The following is a 17,025-nucleotide window of genomic DNA, read 5'->3' on the forward strand; positions in this document are numbered from 1 at the left end:
AAAAAGGTGAAGTCATGAATATTGAGCAATTATCCAAACGTTTAGAAACAGTCGTTTCGTATATTCCAACAGGTTCAAAAATAGCAGACATAGGTTCCGATCATGCCTATTTACCGTGTTTTGCGGTAAGGAAAGGAATTGCTGATAGTGCGATTGCAGGGGAAGTGGTGCAAGGTCCGTTCCTATCTGCCGAGAAACAGGTGAAAGACGCTTCCCTGGAAGATAAAATCGAGGTCAGGCTTGGTAATGGGCTTGAGGTCATCTCTCCTGGGGAGGTGGACTGCATTATTATAGCCGGGATGGGCGGTGCATTGATTGCATCGATTTTGGAAGATGGGAAAGAGAAGTTGGAGGGAGTGGAAAGGCTGATCCTTCAACCTAATGTAAGTGCAAAGTCTATCCGGATTTGGCTCATTCAAAATAACTGGGAACTGACAAACGAAGAAATCATTGAAGAAGACGGTAAAGTGTATGAAATTTTGACAGCTGACAGAGGGGAGCCTCTCCGTCCATATCATGAAGAAGGACATCAAAAAGGGTTATTACTCGGTCCATTTTTAATGCAGCAGAAGAATGAAGCATTCCAAAAAAAATGGATGCAGGAACGTGCACAATGGAAAAAGATCCTGTCTAATATGGAAAAAGCGGAACAAACAGGAGTTTTGAATGAACGTAAAGTTGAATTAATGAATAAAATTCAAATGGTAGAGGAGGTTCTTTCCAATTGAAAACGGTAAACGGACATGAAATCATTCAACTCTTTGAAGAGTTCTCTCCTAAACACCTTGCTGAAGAGGGGGATCCCATCGGTTTGCAAATAGGAAAACTGAATGGAAAAGTGGAAAAGGTAATGATTACATTGGATGTATTGGAAAATGTGGTGGATGAAGCGGTAGAAAACAACGTTAAGTTGATCATTGCTCACCATCCTCCACTTTTCAGGCCGCTTAAATCACTCCATACCGACACCTATCAGGGAAGAATGATCGAAAAACTGATTAAGAATGACATTGCGGTTTATGCTGCCCATACCAACCTTGACGTTGCTGATGGAGGGGTGAATGATCTTCTGGCTGAAGCGCTGGAGCTCCTGGATACTTCTGTGTTAGTCCCTACCCGCACGGAACAGCTGAGAAAGCTTGTTGTTTATGTACCGAAAGAAAACGGTGAAGAGCTCAGGCACGCATTGGGTAAAGCAGGGGCAGGACATATCGGTAATTACTCTAACTGCAGCTTCTCCTCAGATGGTAAGGGCAGATTTTTACCCGGTGATAAGTCGGCTCCCCATATCGGCGAGAAGGGGACGTTGGAAGAAGTGTCAGAAGAAAAGATCGAGACCATCTATCCCATGTCACTCGAGAAAAAAATCCTGAAGGCCATGTTTACTCATCATCCTTATGAAGAAGTGGCCTATGACATGTATTCTCTTGAAAACCAGGGAGAAACTTTGGGATTGGGGAGAATCGGTAAGCTTCGGGAGGAAGTCTCTCTGAAAGATTTTGCTGAAACGGTGAAAGAAACATTCGGGATGGACGGAATCCGGGTCATCGGTGACATGGATGCCAAAGTCAGGAAAGTGGCAATACTCGGCGGAGATGGGAACAAGTTTATTTCTGCAGCCAAGAGACAGGGTGCAGATGCGTTTGTCTCTGGTGACATTTACTATCATACTGCACATGATGCGATGATGATGGGATTGAATATTGTCGATGCCGGCCATCATATAGAGAAAGTGATGAAAGCCGGTGTAGCAAATTATCTGGCAGATAAATGTGCGGAAAAAGGATACAGCGTAAAGATCTTCGCATCTGAATCCGAAACCAATCCTTTTACCTATATGTAAACCAGTGAAATCAGTCCTCCTTTATGGAGGATTTTTTTTGAAATGAAAATCCCCCGGGGTACAGCCCCGGGGGATTAAGGTCTAACTTAGTTTAGACTTCTTCACTTTCGGAAGTATTTTATTTAATGGAACACTTTTTTCTCTTGTCCATGTCGCATCATCATTCGAGTCGAAGTCCTGTAAAAATTTAATGACTTCCTTGACGATCGGAGTCGGAGTGGAAGCACCTGCTGTGACTGCAACTACCTTTGCTGATTTAATCCATTCCACATCCAGCTCGCTTATGTCTGAAATTCGGTATGCAGGGGTTCCTGCAATTTCCTTGGAGACTTGCGCAAGCCGGTTTGAGTTATTACTCTTGGGATCTCCTACAACGATCAGGACATCTGCATCGCCTGCCTGCTCAGCCACTGCTTCCTGACGCACTTGAGTGGCAAGACATATTTCCTTGTGCAGTTCAACATGAGGAAACATTTCTTTAACTTTATCCATCGTGTCAAGAACATCCCATTGACTCATTGTCGTCTGGTTCGTTACGATGATCTTTTCGTTTTCGATGGACAGTTTTTCTACATCTTCCGCAGTTTCCACAAGATGAACGATATCTGGCGCGACACCCACTGCGCCTTCGGGCTCCGGGTGTCCTTTTTTACCGATGTAGATGACATCGTATCCTTCGGCTTCCTTAGCGCGGATAAGGTCATGTGTCTTTGTTACATCAGGACAGGTTGCATCAAGTGTGACAAGTCCTTTTTTCCTGGCGATTTCTTTCACTTCAGGTGAGACACCGTGAGCGGTAAAGATGACTGTTCCTTCATTTACTTGCTCGATGATCTCTTTTCTGTTTTTTCCGTCCAGCGTGATGATGCCTTCTTCTTCGAATGCGTCTGTGACGTGTTTGTTATGCACGATCATTCCCAAAATATAAATCGGACGAGGAAGCGACTTGTCGAGTGCAGCGTTTCTTGCGATGACCATCGCATCCACGACTCCATAACAATAGCCCCTCGGAGTTATCTTAATTATATCCATCTATGAAAATCCTCCTACATGAGAAAAGGTTGTGTCTTCATTATAAAGGAGAAAGTGGTATCTGACAAAGAGTAGGGGAGGAACAGGTTGATTTAGTTGTCGTACTGCAGGATATCAAAAGAAAAACCCCGGGAAGCGTTTCATTCAGGGGTTGGGGTTCAAATATATAATTTAGGATGCGAGCTGCCTTCAGGACTCTTTTTCCCGGGGGCTTGCACGTTTTCATCAACCTTCAATTTTTTCTTTGCTTTCTTTTTTTTCACTTTCACCTTTTCGTCTATTTCATCTAGATCATCCTGCTTAACGTCACTTTCATCCTTTTTTTCTTCTGAAGGGGATCCGTCAGCCGAAATGTCCTTGAAGCCCCGGTAAAGCTTCCATAATGCAGGGAGATTCTTTACCATTGGCCCATATTGTTGTACCATCGGTCCGAATTGCTGTGCTGCGTTCAGGACTTGCTGTGTATTTGAAAGGAAAGAACTGATCGTGCCCGGATTAAGCAGGTTTCCTATGGAAGAGGCTCCAGCGGCAGCAGCCGGTCCACGTTCGAATCCAGCTGCTGCACCTGCTGAATTGTCCCTGCTGAATTGTTGAAGAAGTCCACCCTGCTGATTGCCGCCATCCCCTTTTTTTAATAACTTGGCAAGGAGGCCGCCTCCGCGTCCTTTTCTCCTGCCCCCGTTCATTCCCTGTATATTCAAGGGTGGAGGGCTTTGCGGTCCAACGTTCATCTGCTGTCCGAATTGAAACGGGGAGGGAGTCTGTGATCTCATTCCGAATGGGTTTCTCATCTCATTTGGCTGCCTCATCCCAAATGGGCTCCTTCTTCCTTGTTGAGGCATCATTCCAAAAGGATTGCCCTGGTGGTGATTCTGCATTCTCATTCGTCCTCTGGGCGGCATGCTGCCCGCCTCCTTTCGCTTCTGGTATTCTGGTCTATATAGCGTATGCAACTACCCGAAAAAAGGGGATTGTAACAATATCGCGCATATCCCTATAAGTGTAACTAGAAGTTTTATGAAAAGTTTATTATAATGATTAGATGTTCTTTAAAAATAACGCCGACTACTTTCGTTTAAATAAAAGGATATGAAAAATAAGGAGATGAAACAGATGAAAAAGAATTTATTTCTTGGCTATGAATTTCAACCATTCATTGCCGGGGCGATAGAAGAATTGGGTTTCTTTGAACCAACTGAAATCCAGAAGAAGATGATCCCGCTTATCCTTAAGGGGCAAAGCGCGATTGGACAATCACAGACCGGTACGGGTAAGACCCATTCATATTTACTTCCGATCATTGAAAAGGTGGATGCGGCGTCAGAACAAGTTCAAGCAGTCATCACCGCACCGACGAGGGAACTTGCTCAGCAGATTTATCATGAAATCCTGAAAATCACCAAAAACAGTGACATTGTTTCCCGCTGCTTTATCGGAGGTACCGATAAACAAAGAACAATCGAAAAGCTTAAGACACAACCTCATATCGTAGTGGGGACGCCAGGACGCATCAATGATCTAGTGAAGGAGCAAGCGTTATTTGTTCATACTGCACCGATTCTGGTAGTCGATGAAGCAGATCTCATGCTTGACATGGGATTTATCGAAGATGTAGATCAAATAGCAGCAAAAATGCCGGAGAAATTGCAAATACTTGTTTTCTCGGCAACGATTCCGGAAAAGCTTAAACCTTTCATGAAAAAATATATGGATAATCCACAATTTGCCCATGTTGAACCGGAGAGGATTTCAGCTAAAAATATTGAACATGTCATCATCCCGAAGAAAAGCCGTGAAAAAGTGAATGTGCTTTATGATCTATTAGTGGAAATAAACCCTTATCTGGCTATCGTTTTCACCAACACGAAAGCAAAAGCGGATGAAGTTGCGAATGCATTGATTTCAAAGGGTTTGAAAGTAGGAAGAATTCACGGAGACCTTTCACCGCGTGAGCGTAAAAAAATGATGAAACAGACCAGAAACCTCGATTATCAATACATTGTCGCTACGGATTTGGCAGCCAGAGGGATTGATATTGAAGGGGTCAGCCATATCATCAACTATGAGCTCCCCCAGGATCTTGATTTCTATGTACACAGAGCGGGTCGTACTGCAAGAGCCGGGAACTCGGGTATCGCCTATACGCTTTATGAGCCGTCAGACGAGGATGCATTGAATCATCTTGAAAAGATGGGGATCTCTTTCAAACATATGGAACTGAAAAAAGGTGAATGGATCGAACTTCCAGCTTTGAACAAGCGTAAGTCCCGTCAAAAAGCGACAGGCAGCGAAATCGATGAAAAAGCTAAATCGCTGGTTCGAAAACCTAAAAGTGTAAAGCCTGGCTATAAAAAGAAAATGAAATACAAAATGGAGCAAATCAAAAAGAAAGAAAGAAGAAAGAAAAACAGAAACAAGTAAGCCTTATGACGTGATTCATTTTCACACATTCGATAAAATGAAGTAGAGATTTTCTTAGGAGTTGAGGAGAATGGTCAAGATTGGATCCCACGTTTCAATGAGCGGCAAAAAGATGCTGCTGGCTTCCAGTGAAGAAGCTGTTTCATATGGTGCAAATACCTTCATGATTTATACAGGTGCACCTCAAAACACAAGAAGAAAGAAAATTGAGGACTTAAACATAGAAGCCGGCATGCAGCATATGAAGGAACATCAAATCGAGGACATCATTGTTCATGCACCGTATATTATCAATATCGGGAATACGACGAATCCTGCAACATTTGAGTTGGGTGTGAACTTTCTCAGGTCAGAGATTGAGCGTACAGAAGCATTGGGGGCAAAGCAGATTGTCCTCCATCCTGGTGCTCACGTTGGTGCAGGGGCAGATAAAGGAATCGACAAGATCATAGAAGGTCTTAATGAAGTATTGACCAAGGATCACACTGCCCAGATCGCCCTGGAAACAATGGCAGGAAAGGGATCTGAATGTGGAAGATCATTCGAGGAACTGGCCAGGATCATCGAAGGGGTCGAATTGAATGACAGACTATCCATTTGTTTTGATACTTGTCATACGCATGATGCTGGATATAATATCGTCGAAGATTTCGACGGGGTGCTCGAAGAATTTGACAAGGTCATTGGAATCGACCGTCTTAAAGTCCTTCACATCAACGACAGCAAGAATCCAACAGGGGCAAGGAAGGATCGTCACGAAAATCTTGGATTCGGTCATATCGGATTCAAGGCATTGAATCATATCGTGCATCATCCACAGCTTGCCGACATACCAAAGATTCTTGAAACACCATATGTAGGTGAAGATAAGAAGGATAAGAAGGCTCCATATAAATTTGAAATCGAAATGCTTCGCAATCAACAATTCGAAGAAGATGTGTTAACCAAAATCCGGAATCAATAAGCATTGAGGCTGATCTCTGTCTAAAGGGACCAGCCTCTTTTCATCTATCTGATCAGCTGCAGGAAAAGCTGATTTATTTCTTTTGCTTTGGTTGGACCGATCGATTTAGCCAGCTCTTTCACAAGTTTACTACGGCTTTGATCATCAAAAATATTGATGTTTTTACCTTTGACGCTTCCGACAATCGCATCTGCCTGCTTAGCGGTTAACGAAATATTGTATTGACTGGCATACTTAAGCAGTTCTGAACGGTTGATAGTATTGATCTTGTGATTAATCACATTTTGCAGTAATTTCATCTATATCACTCCTCAGGAAATACATATGTTCCTTCGGTTAAGAAAGTGACAGTTTTTTATAGTGAATATTAGAAATAAGCATTAGTTTACAAGTTCAACCCCATCATGTATACTTTCCTATGTGCTTTAAATCGTAATGATTCTTATAAAGAGAGTTGAGAACTATGGAACAAAGTCATGCTCCTATAATAAAAATAAAAAATCTGAATTTCAGGTACGACCGGGAAAGGGTTCTCGAGGATATTAACCTTTCCATACCCCAGGGATCTTTTTTGGGGATCGTCGGCCCAAACGGTTCAGGAAAATCGACTTTATTAAAGCTGATGCTGGGATTATTGAAGGCAAAGCAGGGAGAAATCGAACTGTTTGGAACCCCACAGCAAAAATTCAGGCAATGGGACCGGATCGGATTTGTTTCGCAAAAGGCAAACAGCTTCAATACCGGTTTTCCTGCTACCGTGTATGAAGTGGTAGCCAGCGGATTGGCAAAGAAAGCAGGGATGTTCAAGAGGATTTCTGTGAAATACAGGAAAGATATACAGGAAGCCATCGAATCGGTGGGGATGGCCCCTTTTGCCGGCAGGAATATCGGCGAATTATCCGGGGGACAGCAACAAAGGGTATTCATTGCCAGGGCTCTTGTCAGCAAGCCGGATGTGTTGATTTTGGATGAACCGACTGTCGGTGTAGACAGTAAAAACGTTCAAACATTTTATGGCATGCTTGATCATTTAAACAAGGATCTGGGCATTACGTTATTATTGGTTACACATGATATCGGATCCATATCCAGTAAGGTCACACATGTTGCCTGTTTGAATAAACATCTTCATTTTCACGGTAACACAGAAGAGTTCGAAAAACTTAAAGAGAGTGAGAAGTCATCATTTTATGGTCATGATGTCCACTTTTTAAATCATGAACATGATCATCACTGATAGGGGGAAAAGCAGGTGATCCAGGCTATTTTACAATATGAATTTTTACAAAATGCTTTTCTTACAGGGATCCTTATTGGAATAATCGCTCCTCTGTTAGGTGCATTCATCGTGGTCAGAAGGCTTTCTCTCATCGCGGATGCTCTCAGTCATGTAACGTTATCAGGGATTGCAGCCAGTTTATACTTGAGTAAAACCGTCCCTTCGCTGCAGGGATTGAATCCGTTGTATTTCGGAATGATTTTTTCCGTTACGGGGTCTTTGTTCATCGAGCGGCTCAGGATGCTCTACAAACATTATCAGGAGCTTGCCATTCCGATCATACTGTCCGGAGGTATCGGAATCGGCGTCATCTTCATTTCACTCGCAGATGGTTTTACAACAGATCTGTTCAGCTACTTATTTGGAAGCGTCAGTGCGGTTACGAGGGGAGATCTTTACTTGATCGCTGCCATCAGTATCGTGGTGATTGGAATGATCTTTTTACTTTATAAGGAATTATTCCTTCTGTCATTTGATGAAGATCACGCAAAAGCATCAGGTATCCCGGCCAGAGCGATTCATTTCATCTTCATGGTGATGGTGGCTTTAGTCATCGCAGCATCCATGCGCATCGTTGGAATCCTCCTGGTATCTTCGCTCATGACCCTTCCTGTTGCCGCGAGCATAAGGATTGCCAGAGGATTTAAACAGACGATTCTTTATTCTTTACTATTTGGGGAGATATCTGTGATCGCAGGACTGGTCAGTGCATTTTATCTGGATCTGGCCCCTGGAGGGACCATTGTGGTCACGGCCATTCTCATATTATTGATCACGATTGTTATGAAAAAGATTAGTTCTTCAAAACATGCCCAAAAAGCAGAGGTGTAAAAAATGAATGTATCCCAAGCAATGGATCTATTGAAATCGGAAGGATATAAGCATACGGGGAAGAGAGAGGAATTACTTCAGCTGTTTTCTATTTCCAATAAATATCTGACGGCTAAAGATGTACTCGAACATATGAAAAGCGACTATCCCGGCTTGAGTTTTGACACGATATACCGAAACCTCAGCTTATTCGTAGAGCTCGGTATACTTGAAGAGACAGAGCTGTCAGGGGAGAGACATTTCCGTTTTACTTGTGAAAGTGATCACCATCACCATCATTTCATCTGTATGGATTGCGGAAAAACGGAAGAAATCCATACATGCCCGATGGATGCCCTTAAAGACAGCATCGACCAAACAGGTTATGATATTTCAGGACATAAATTTGAAATTTACGGCAAGTGTCCTCAATGTCAGTGAAACAGCCGCATAAAAAGCCTTGGACAATTTTGTCCAAGGCTTTTATCATGATCCATCACTATGCAGCCAGTTCTGAACCCAGCGGCTGGCTTCATTCCAGTCATTCACCCGGATAACACCTTCAGGAATGGCACTCTGATTATAAGGGGTATTAAACAATACGACGGGGATATTCAATTCTTCGTTTATCATCACTGCATTATCATGCTTGTCTTCAAAAAAGATATCCACTTCATATTTCTTTGCGGTCGAAATTTTATTGTGGGAGCCGATTAATTCAATGTGATGATACATAAGATCTCGCATATCGAACCATTCTTTCGTCAACTGAAGAAGTTCGGATGGACGGGCGCTGATGAAATAAAGTTCATGATGTTCTTTCCAATCGTCAAGAATTTTTTTCGCCCCTGAAGCGAGCGGGGATTCTTTGTATATATGCGGTTCTGCCTCTTTGAACCATGCGCCGAAGGTCTGAGGCGAAATATCAAGCACTTCTGTCAATTCATACTGTGTAATATCAGTTAAAGTCAGATTCAATTTAAAATAGTCATTTATATGCGGCAGTAAAGATTCCGGGGACGTAACCGTTCCGTCAATGTCAATTCCAAAACGTTTCATGCGCTATCATGCTCCTCTTATACAAACTTATTCAAGTGTATCATATTACAGCTTATCTCATAAGGCATTGTTTCGTGCTGAATTGGTAAGAACAAAGAACATGCTAACAGAAATGACAAACATTAGCATAGTAAAATCAATCCCTTTACAAACAATAAGAATGCTCCCAAACATCGAAAGTGAGGGATTGCTGTATGGCTGATGAACGACATCGAGATCGAGAAGAGATCGACGTATATTACGACAATCCGGATATTGTGGATAGAGAAAATGCTTTCAGTGAAGAAACAGCTGCTGAAATCGCAGCACCAGTTAATATTAGCCGCGATTTTGAAGATGATACAGAAGAGGAAAAGACAACTTCAGGCCGGGTGCTGGGATACTCCGCACTTGCACTGTCGATTCTTTCCTTGTTCATTCTTCCGGTCATCATGGGAGCGGCCGGGATCGTCCTTGGATTCGTTGCCAGAAGGCGCGGAGCAGAAACACTTGGAGCATGGGCTATAGGAATTGGAGCAGTATCGATTATCATAGGGTTATTCGTATTGCCCTTCTTTTAATAAGTGATCACTTTTTTAAAATGGGGAGCGTTTTAAAAAAGTAAAAAAGAGGACTGAGCAATCAGTCCTCTTTGCTTTAAACCTGTGTTTCTTTCTTTTCTGCTTCCTGCTTATCATAGTATTCCTGTGCAATCTTGTCGATTTCTTTCTTTAGTTCCTCGACCATTGTTTCTTCCGGGACTTTACGGACGGTTTTTCCTTTGCGGAAAAGGAGACCTTCTCCGCGTGCGCCTGCGATGCCGATATCCGCTTCGCGGGCTTCACCGGGACCGTTTACCGCACACCCGAGTACCGCTACCTTGATCGGTGCTTTAATGGTTTGAATATACTCTTCCACTTCATTTGCGATTGAAATCAGGTCAATCTCAATGCGTCCGCATGTCGGACATGAAATCAAGGTGGCTGCATTGGATGCAAGGCCGAATGATTTCAATAATTCCCTTGCGACTTTTACTTCTTCTACAGGGTCGGCACTTAAAGAAATCCTTAAAGTATTACCGATGCCAAGGCTCATGATGGCGCCGAGACCGGCAGCACTTTTCACCGTACCGGCGAATAATGTACCGGATTCTGTAATTCCGAGGTGCAAAGGATAATCAAAGGCTTTTGCTGCTTTGGTATACGCTTCGATCGCTAAGTTGACATCGGATGCTTTCATCGAAACGATGATATCGTGGAAATCCAGATCTTCCAGGATCTTGATATGATGCAGGGCACTCTCAACCATGCCATCTGCTGTCGGATACCCGTATTTTTCAATGATCTTTCTTTCAAGGCTTCCGGCATTGACCCCGATACGGATTGGGATGCCTTTTTCCTTCGCTGCCTTCACGACAGCTTCCACTTTTTCGCGGCGGCCGATATTACCAGGGTTGATCCTGATTTTATCCGCTCCTCCTTCGATTGCTTTCAGGGCAAGCTTATAATCGAAATGGATATCCACGACCAGCGGGATATTGATTTGTTTCTTAATATCAGCGATCGCGTTCGCTGCCCGTTCATCCGGACATGCAACACGTACCACCTGACAACCCGCTTCTTCAAGACGGTGAATCTCCTTGACTGTCGCTTCAACGTCATGAGTCTTTGTTGTCGTCATGCTTTGTATAATTAATTCATTGTTTCCGCCAATCGTTAAATCCCCGACTTTTACCGGACGTGTTTTTGAACGATGTATGATTTCACTCAAGTGTAATTCGCTCCTTTAAAAAGGTTCTTCAACTATACATTATAAGTAATACGATGCAATTGTAACAGTGTTTTGTATGAAATGACAAGAATTAGGTATGCAGATCGAATGGAAGTCAGTCTGCATAGTGCGGAATTTTATAGGTTCTTCCGATTTGAATCTTGCCTGCCGCCACTTTGTTTAATTCTTCAAAGTCTGAGACAACCTGCTCGATGGATACCGGAAGCTTTCCCTGTACAGAGTCTTCTACGAGACTTAAAACCGTATCCCCAGGTTCGATTTTTATCTCAATATAAGAAAGGGAAGGATCTGAAGCAGCGGGTAAATTGACAGTATCGACGGTTTCCTTTTTTTCTTCCTGGGGCTGTGCGGTCACGTTCACACTGTTTTCCGCTGCCAGGTTTAAGGTGCCCTTATCCAAATCATAATAGACGCTGTACAGAAGAATGATAATACCGAAGAAAATGAACATCCGTTTCATACATGAATCCTCCTAAAAGATTGTATTGAAAAAGGAGTCAAGAGAGATGACCAATAAAAAAATGATGGGAGTGCTCGGCCTGCTCCCGATTCTTATGGTTTTGGGTAATTCCATGCTGATTCCCATTTTGCCGAGTATAGAAGAAGGACTGAAGATCGATGAGAGTTGGTCCGGTTGGATTTTAAGTTCATTTACCGTCCCTGCAGCTGTCTGTATTCCCTTCATAGGGTTCCTATCGGACAGATTCGGACGCAATATGCTGATTCAATATTCTCTGTGGATCATCCTGACAGGAAGTGTGTTATGTGTTATAAGTGCCTGGTTGGAGAATCCAGCCTTCCTCTTCATGGGAGGGAGAGGTCTGCAGGGTGTTGGTGCCGCCGGTACGACACCACTTGCAATGGCTTTGGCAGGTGATTTGTTCAAGGGTGAAGAGCGTACGAAAGTATTGGGTTCGCTGGAAGTATTCAATGGAATAGGCAAGGTTGCTGCACCGATCATCGGTGCAGGATTAACCATTTTCCTGAGTTGGAATCACGCATTTTGGATATTTCCTTTGTTATGTGTTGTCATTCTCTTTGGGTTAAAGAAGAACATTAACGGGAAGCAGGATGGGAAACGTGATTATCGATTATGGAAATATGCAGGAGATCTTGCTGATGTTTTTGCAGCTAAAAGTTTATTGCTGCTCCCTCTTTATTTAATCGGAGGAATCGGTTTATTTCTATTATTCGGCATCCTGTTCTTTCTTTCCTACCATATTGAAAATACTTTTCATATTGATGGGTTTTTTAAAGGGTTTTCTTTTATTTTTCCTCTTGGTGCCATGACGATTGCTTCCACTTGGTGTGCCCGATCGGTTAAGGACGATGAAGGGAAAGGCTGGTGTTATATGAAATGGGGAATCGCTCTGATGACTGTACCGCTGGGAGCATTGCTTTTCTTTCATTCATTGGCATCCCTGCTGTTCTGGATAACAATTTGCTTCGGAGGATTAGGCTTGATTCTGCCTGTACTCAATACCTTTATTACAGGAAGCGTGGATGAAGGAGAGAGAGGGTTTGTCGTAAGCATGTATGGAGCTGCGAGATTTCTTGGGGTGGCGATGGGTCCCATTGCTTATTCGGTGTGGAAAGAAGATGTGCTTAAGATGTATTTCATCTCATTTCTTTTTTCCATGATAAACATTCTTCTATACGTCCTGGTTGCTTATCGAAAAAAAGGAAACATACAAAATCTCCGCTTGAATTGAGACTTGTATGTTTCAGTCACCGCTTGAACTATAGTGCCCGGGGAAATCGCCCTCTTAACAAGGGGTTAGATTAAGCATTACTCTTTGGCCGCGGTATTTCTTTAATGACCAGATACATGATCACCGTCATCACGAACCAGTCCAATAATGGAGCAGCGGCAATCGACGTTTGTAATACCTTCATCAGGGTAAAAAAGAGTGTAGAAACGGTTGCTGAATAAGCAGCTACCCGAAAGCTTTGCCGATATTTCATATTTCGCTTGATGAGATTTGCAATCAACACTCCGATCATTGCGAAAATGGACACTTTCAAAAACATCAGCCCTGAAGCGAAAAGATAAAGAATGAGCAGGGCGGCAGGAAGCAGAATCCATTTCAAAGAAAGGATCGAGTCAATCACATCAATTATCATTTCATCCGTAACCGAGAACTGACTGAAAGCTGAGTAAGAATTGGTTTGCCTATTTCCATCATTGATGACAACCAACTGATTTTCCAGAAAAGCGATTGTATTCCCCTCAAGTTCCAAGTCGCCTTCCTCTATTTTACCCGTGCTGTCAAATATAATGATCATATCATCCTTTTCGACTGTCAGAGGCTGATTTTCTTCTGAGGTAAGGGAACCGTTTTCAATGGAAAAAGATGGAATGTCATTCTCTAATGATTCCTTGACAAACTGTAAAGAAGAGGAGGAAAAAGTGATGAACTGTACAGTTGTCGGCAAGATGGAGATCAATACAAGAAGAAAAACGTAACGAATCGTTTTACCAATACCCTGAAAACGGAATGTAACAATATCCTTAGGGGAATAAATACTCTTATACAATTGTTGAAACAGGTTCATATCGAATATGTACTCCTTTCCGTAACCACATATTCATTCTAAGCCTGATTCAAAGTCAAAGGCAAGAGTTACCCAAACCTAAATTGATAATAATTATAATTTGTAATATTTTTGTAATAAAACTGCACTTTTATTAACCTATTGTAAATTCGGGGTAAAAACTATTTACGGATTCTATAAAATGTATTAAAAATGGTATGGGGTTTTTGTTGTTAAATGTCGAAATTTTAAGTAGGGGTTGAAAAAATGGAATTAAATTGGCAAGAGATGTTGTTCCAGTTCTTTGGCGGACTGGGGATATTCCTCTTTGGAATAAAGTACATGGGTGACGGCCTGCAAAAGTCTGCAGGAGAACGCCTGAAAGACATTCTTGATAAGTTCACGACCAATCCTTTCATGGGTGTGCTTGCAGGGGTATTCGTTACTGTCCTGATCCAATCAAGCAGTGGTACGACAGTTATCGTCGTAGGTCTGGTAAGTGCCGGATTCATGACGCTGAGACAAGCCATCGGTGTGATCATGGGTGCCAATATCGGTACGACTGTCACTGCATTCATCATCGGATTTGATATTGGTGCTTACGCATTGCCTATCATTGCTGTCGGCACAATTCTGCTCTTCTTCTTTAAGAATAAAAAAGTTCAGAACTTCGGTCAGATGATCTTTGGTTTCGGTGCATTATTCTATGGACTTGAATTAATGGGCGGGGGAATGAAACCTCTTCGATCCCTTGAAGCCTTCCATGACCTGACTGTAAGCATGAGTTCCAATCCGATCCTTGGAGTTGTAATTGGTACTTTATTTACCGTAATCGTACAAAGTTCTTCGGCAACGATCGGAATTTTGCAGGAACTGTATAGTTCGAACCTGGTGGATATCAATGCTGCCCTGCCGATTTTATTCGGTGACAATATTGGGACGACCATCACGGCAGTATTAGCTGCACTCGGTGCATCTGTAGCGGCAAGAAGAGCAGCTGCAGTCCATGTAATGTTCAACCTGATCGGAACGACAATCTTCTTGATTGCCCTTCCTTTATTTGAAAAGTTCGTATTGTTCCTGCAGGCGCAATTGGACTTGAATGAGCCAATGACGATTGCTTTTGCACATGGAACGTTCAACATAACAAATACGGCTATACAATTCCCTTTCATCGCGTTACTTGCACTTATTGTAACGAAACTGATTCCTGGTCAGGATACATTTGTTGATTCAAATTCCAAGCATTTGGATCCCGTGTTTATCGAGCAGTCACCTTCCATCGCATTAGGTCAGGCGAAAGAAGAGGTTCTTCGCATGGGTCAATTTTCAGTAAGGGGTTTACAAGAAACAAATGAATTCCTGAAGACAAAAAGCTCGAAAAATGCAGAGGCTGCCTATCAGATCGAAGGAGCCATCAATAACCTTGATAAGAAAATTACCAATTATTTAGTGGATCTTTCTTCTTCTTCATTATCAGAGGGGGAATCAGAACGACATTCCATCCTGATGGATACTGTACGCGACATTGAAAGGATCGGCGATCACTTTGAAAATATCGTTGAATTGATTGAGTATCAGCAATCCAATAAAGTGAAAATTACTGATGACGCCATGGAAGACCTTGAAACTATGTTCAATTTAACGATCGATACTGTCGAGAGATCCCTTGAATCGCTGGATCTTAACGATACAGATATCGCCCGTGAAGTGGCCGAAAAAGAAGACCAGATCGATAAAATGGAAAGAAAGCTCCGTAAGCAGCATATCCTTCGTATGAATGAAGGAAAATGTTCAGGACAGGCAGGTATCGTATTTGTTGATATCATCAGCAACCTTGAACGTATCGGTGACCATGCCGTAAATATTGCAGAAGCAGTATTAGGTGTAGAATAATAGAAGTACGCAGCGTTAAAGACTGACTCAAAAGCTGAGTCAGTCTTTTTTTTAGAAGGGAGGTACTAGTAATGGAAATCCTTTATTGGACAATTATCATCATTCTGATGGTTCTATCGTTTGCAGGACTGGTTTATCCAATCATACCAAGTGTTCTGTTTCTGTTGGCAAGCTTTGTGCTTTACGGTGTCTTCTTCGATTTTTCACCATTCAATTGGCTTTTCTGGACCGTGCAGCTCCTTTTTGTACTGTTGTTATTCGGGGCAGATTATTTAGCAAACTTAGTTGGTGTGAAAAGGTTCGGCGGTACCAAAGCCGGGATATGGGGCAGCACGATCGGACTTATGATCGGTCCTTTCGTCATACCCGTCTTCGGTATCATCCTTGGTCCATTTCTTGGAGCAATCATCGGTGAATGGATCGTACATCGATCATCATTCAAGAAAACCATCAAAGTCGGAATCGGCTCCGTAGTTGGATTTATCTCGAGTGTATTCACCAAAGGTCTGATCCAGCTTGTAATGGTCATTTACTTTTTTCTTATCATTTAATCTTTGTTAATGGTGTTTCGGTTTGGATAGTTCCATCTGTATATGGGCACCTTAGTTTTGTAAGAAAAGCAAATCAAAATATTTGAACAGATATAGGAGATTTGGTAATCTTATACTGAAACGACCTGAAAAGTTTTCAGGAAACTTACATAGGGAGGAATTTTATCATGGCTTACAAATTACCCGAATTACCTTATGCATATGACGCTTTAGAGCCTCATATCGATAAGGAAACAATGAACATCCACCACACAAAACACCATAACGCATACGTAACAAAAGTAAATGATGCACTGCAAGGACATGACGACCTTCTAAACAAATCAATTGAAGATCTAGTTTCCAACTTAGATGCAGTTCCGGAAGGAGCACGTACAGCTGTGCGCAACAATGGCGGCGGTCACGCGAACCATTCACTATTCTGGACGGTCCTTTCTCCAAACGGCGGAGGAGCTCCAAGCGGAGATTTAGCTGATGCCATCACATCCAAGTTCGGAAGCTTTGACAAGTTCAAAGAAGAATTCGCTAATGCAGGTGCAACACGCTTCGGTTCCGGCTGGGCTTGGCTTGTAGTGAACAATGGTGAATTGGAAGTGACAAGCACCCTGAACCAGGACAGCCCATTGATGGAAGGCAAGACTCCTATCCTTGGACTTGATGTTTGGGAGCATGCTTACTACCTGAACTATCAAAACCGTCGCCCTGACTACATCAATGCTTTTTGGAATGTAGTTAACTGGGACGAAGTTGCAAAACGTTATTCTTCTGCTAAATAATTTCAGAATACACATGAGAGGGAGGTTCTTTTTAGAACCTCTCTTTTTTCTGCATAACTTCCTTCCCTTTTTCAAAAGATAGGGGTACG

General features: G+C 42.5%; 19 protein-coding genes. 12 read left to right on the top strand and 7 right to left on the bottom strand.

Annotated features, from left to right (window positions below; all coding sequences use genetic code 11):
* The first annotated feature begins 14 nt into the window (after positions 1 to 14).
* Together V6B33_RS12385 and V6B33_RS12390 are read left to right on the top strand one after the other, a co-directional pair.
* Positions 15 to 728 (top strand): tRNA (adenine(22)-N(1))-methyltransferase, encoded by a 714-nt coding sequence (locus tag V6B33_RS12385; RefSeq protein WP_334218060.1) that lies wholly within the window; start codon positions 15 to 17, stop codon positions 726 to 728.
* A complete protein-coding gene (locus V6B33_RS12390; protein ID WP_334218061.1) occupies positions 725 to 1,843 on the top strand; it encodes a Nif3-like dinuclear metal center hexameric protein in 1,119 nt (372 codons plus the stop codon). Before V6B33_RS12385 ends, V6B33_RS12390 begins: the two co-directional genes overlap by 4 nt.
* Before the next feature lie 81 nt (positions 1,844 to 1,924).
* Here V6B33_RS12390 and V6B33_RS12395 read toward each other — a convergent pair whose 3' ends face one another.
* A complete protein-coding gene (locus V6B33_RS12395) occupies positions 1,925 to 2,875 on the bottom strand; it encodes a 4-hydroxy-3-methylbut-2-enyl diphosphate reductase (protein ID WP_334218062.1) in 951 nt (316 codons plus the stop codon).
* A gap of 158 nt (positions 2,876 to 3,033) precedes the next feature.
* On the bottom strand, positions 3,034 to 3,777 hold the full coding sequence (vrrA, locus tag V6B33_RS12400; protein ID WP_334218063.1) for a VrrA/YqfQ family protein: 744 nt from the start codon (positions 3,775 to 3,777) through the stop codon (positions 3,034 to 3,036).
* 211 nt (positions 3,778 to 3,988) lie between these two features.
* Here vrrA and V6B33_RS12405 point away from each other — a divergent pair, with 211 nt between their 5' ends.
* Positions 3,989 to 5,296 (top strand): DEAD/DEAH box helicase, encoded by a 1,308-nt coding sequence (locus V6B33_RS12405; RefSeq protein ID WP_334218064.1) that lies wholly within the window; start codon positions 3,989 to 3,991, stop codon positions 5,294 to 5,296.
* 70 nt (positions 5,297 to 5,366) lie between these two features.
* Positions 5,367 to 6,260 carry a deoxyribonuclease IV gene (locus V6B33_RS12410; RefSeq protein ID WP_334218065.1) on the top strand — a complete coding sequence of 298 codons (894 nt, stop codon included), beginning with the start codon at positions 5,367 to 5,369 and terminating at the stop codon, positions 6,258 to 6,260.
* Positions 6,261 to 6,304: 44 nt separating this feature from the next.
* Here the strand turns inward: V6B33_RS12410 and V6B33_RS12415 are convergent, their stop codons facing one another.
* A complete protein-coding gene (locus V6B33_RS12415) occupies positions 6,305 to 6,559 on the bottom strand; it encodes a DUF2624 domain-containing protein (protein WP_334218066.1) in 255 nt (84 codons plus the stop codon).
* A gap of 164 nt (positions 6,560 to 6,723) precedes the next feature.
* On the opposite strand from V6B33_RS12415, the gene V6B33_RS12420 reads away from it, so the two are divergent.
* From V6B33_RS12420 to V6B33_RS12430, 3 genes are read left to right on the top strand one after another with little or no spacing between them, the layout of a single operon-like run.
* Positions 6,724 to 7,497 carry a metal ABC transporter ATP-binding protein gene (locus V6B33_RS12420; RefSeq protein ID WP_334218067.1) on the top strand — a complete coding sequence of 258 codons (774 nt, stop codon included), beginning with the start codon at positions 6,724 to 6,726 and terminating at the stop codon, positions 7,495 to 7,497.
* 15 nt (positions 7,498 to 7,512) lie between these two features.
* Entirely contained in the window at positions 7,513 to 8,370 is an 858-nt protein-coding gene (locus V6B33_RS12425) for a metal ABC transporter permease (RefSeq protein WP_334218068.1), read from the top strand.
* Positions 8,371 to 8,373: 3 nt separating this feature from the next.
* Complete coding sequence (locus tag V6B33_RS12430; protein ID WP_334218069.1) at positions 8,374 to 8,790, top strand: Fur family transcriptional regulator; 417 nt, start codon at positions 8,374 to 8,376, stop codon at positions 8,788 to 8,790.
* 45 nt (positions 8,791 to 8,835) lie between these two features.
* Here the strand turns inward: V6B33_RS12430 and V6B33_RS12435 are convergent, their stop codons facing one another.
* The gene (locus tag V6B33_RS12435; protein WP_334218070.1) at positions 8,836 to 9,408 is read right to left on the bottom strand and encodes a hypothetical protein; all 573 of its coding nucleotides are present in this window, start codon (positions 9,406 to 9,408) and stop codon (positions 8,836 to 8,838) included.
* Between the two features lie 194 nt (positions 9,409 to 9,602).
* Between V6B33_RS12435 and V6B33_RS12440 the strand changes: the two genes are divergently transcribed.
* Positions 9,603 to 9,968, top strand: coding sequence for a DUF4190 domain-containing protein (locus V6B33_RS12440; protein WP_334218071.1), 366 nt, complete (start codon positions 9,603 to 9,605; stop codon positions 9,966 to 9,968).
* Between the two features lie 76 nt (positions 9,969 to 10,044).
* Here V6B33_RS12440 and ispG read toward each other — a convergent pair whose 3' ends face one another.
* Positions 10,045 to 11,157 (bottom strand): flavodoxin-dependent (E)-4-hydroxy-3-methylbut-2-enyl-diphosphate synthase, encoded by a 1,113-nt coding sequence (gene ispG / locus V6B33_RS12445; RefSeq protein WP_442915522.1) that lies wholly within the window; start codon positions 11,155 to 11,157, stop codon positions 10,045 to 10,047.
* Between the two features lie 115 nt (positions 11,158 to 11,272).
* Entirely contained in the window at positions 11,273 to 11,638 is a 366-nt protein-coding gene (locus tag V6B33_RS12450; RefSeq protein ID WP_334218072.1) for a hypothetical protein, read from the bottom strand.
* A gap of 46 nt (positions 11,639 to 11,684) precedes the next feature.
* Between V6B33_RS12450 and V6B33_RS12455 the strand changes: the two genes are divergently transcribed.
* A complete protein-coding gene (locus tag V6B33_RS12455) occupies positions 11,685 to 12,890 on the top strand; it encodes an MFS transporter (protein WP_334218073.1) in 1,206 nt (401 codons plus the stop codon).
* 70 nt (positions 12,891 to 12,960) lie between these two features.
* Here V6B33_RS12455 and V6B33_RS12460 read toward each other — a convergent pair whose 3' ends face one another.
* Positions 12,961 to 13,734 carry a DUF1189 domain-containing protein gene (locus tag V6B33_RS12460; RefSeq protein WP_334218074.1) on the bottom strand — a complete coding sequence of 258 codons (774 nt, stop codon included), beginning with the start codon at positions 13,732 to 13,734 and terminating at the stop codon, positions 12,961 to 12,963.
* Positions 13,735 to 13,980: 246 nt separating this feature from the next.
* Between V6B33_RS12460 and V6B33_RS12465 the strand changes: the two genes are divergently transcribed.
* The 3 genes from V6B33_RS12465 (at position 13,981) to sodA (ending at position 16,936) form a co-directional block, all read left to right on the top strand.
* A complete protein-coding gene (locus tag V6B33_RS12465; RefSeq protein WP_334218075.1) occupies positions 13,981 to 15,609 on the top strand; it encodes a Na/Pi cotransporter family protein in 1,629 nt (542 codons plus the stop codon).
* A 71-nt stretch (positions 15,610 to 15,680) separates the two neighbouring features.
* Positions 15,681 to 16,160: a DUF456 domain-containing protein gene (locus V6B33_RS12470; protein WP_334218076.1), complete on the top strand. Its 480-nt coding sequence runs from the start codon at positions 15,681 to 15,683 to the stop codon at positions 16,158 to 16,160.
* A 167-nt stretch (positions 16,161 to 16,327) separates the two neighbouring features.
* Positions 16,328 to 16,936 (top strand): superoxide dismutase SodA, encoded by a 609-nt coding sequence (gene sodA / locus V6B33_RS12475; RefSeq protein WP_334218077.1) that lies wholly within the window; start codon positions 16,328 to 16,330, stop codon positions 16,934 to 16,936.
* Positions 16,937 to 17,025 lie beyond the last annotated feature (89 nt).

Source organism: Mangrovibacillus sp. Mu-81 (assembly GCF_036867415.1).
GTDB lineage: Bacteria > Bacillota > Bacilli > Bacillales > Bacillaceae_B > Rossellomorea.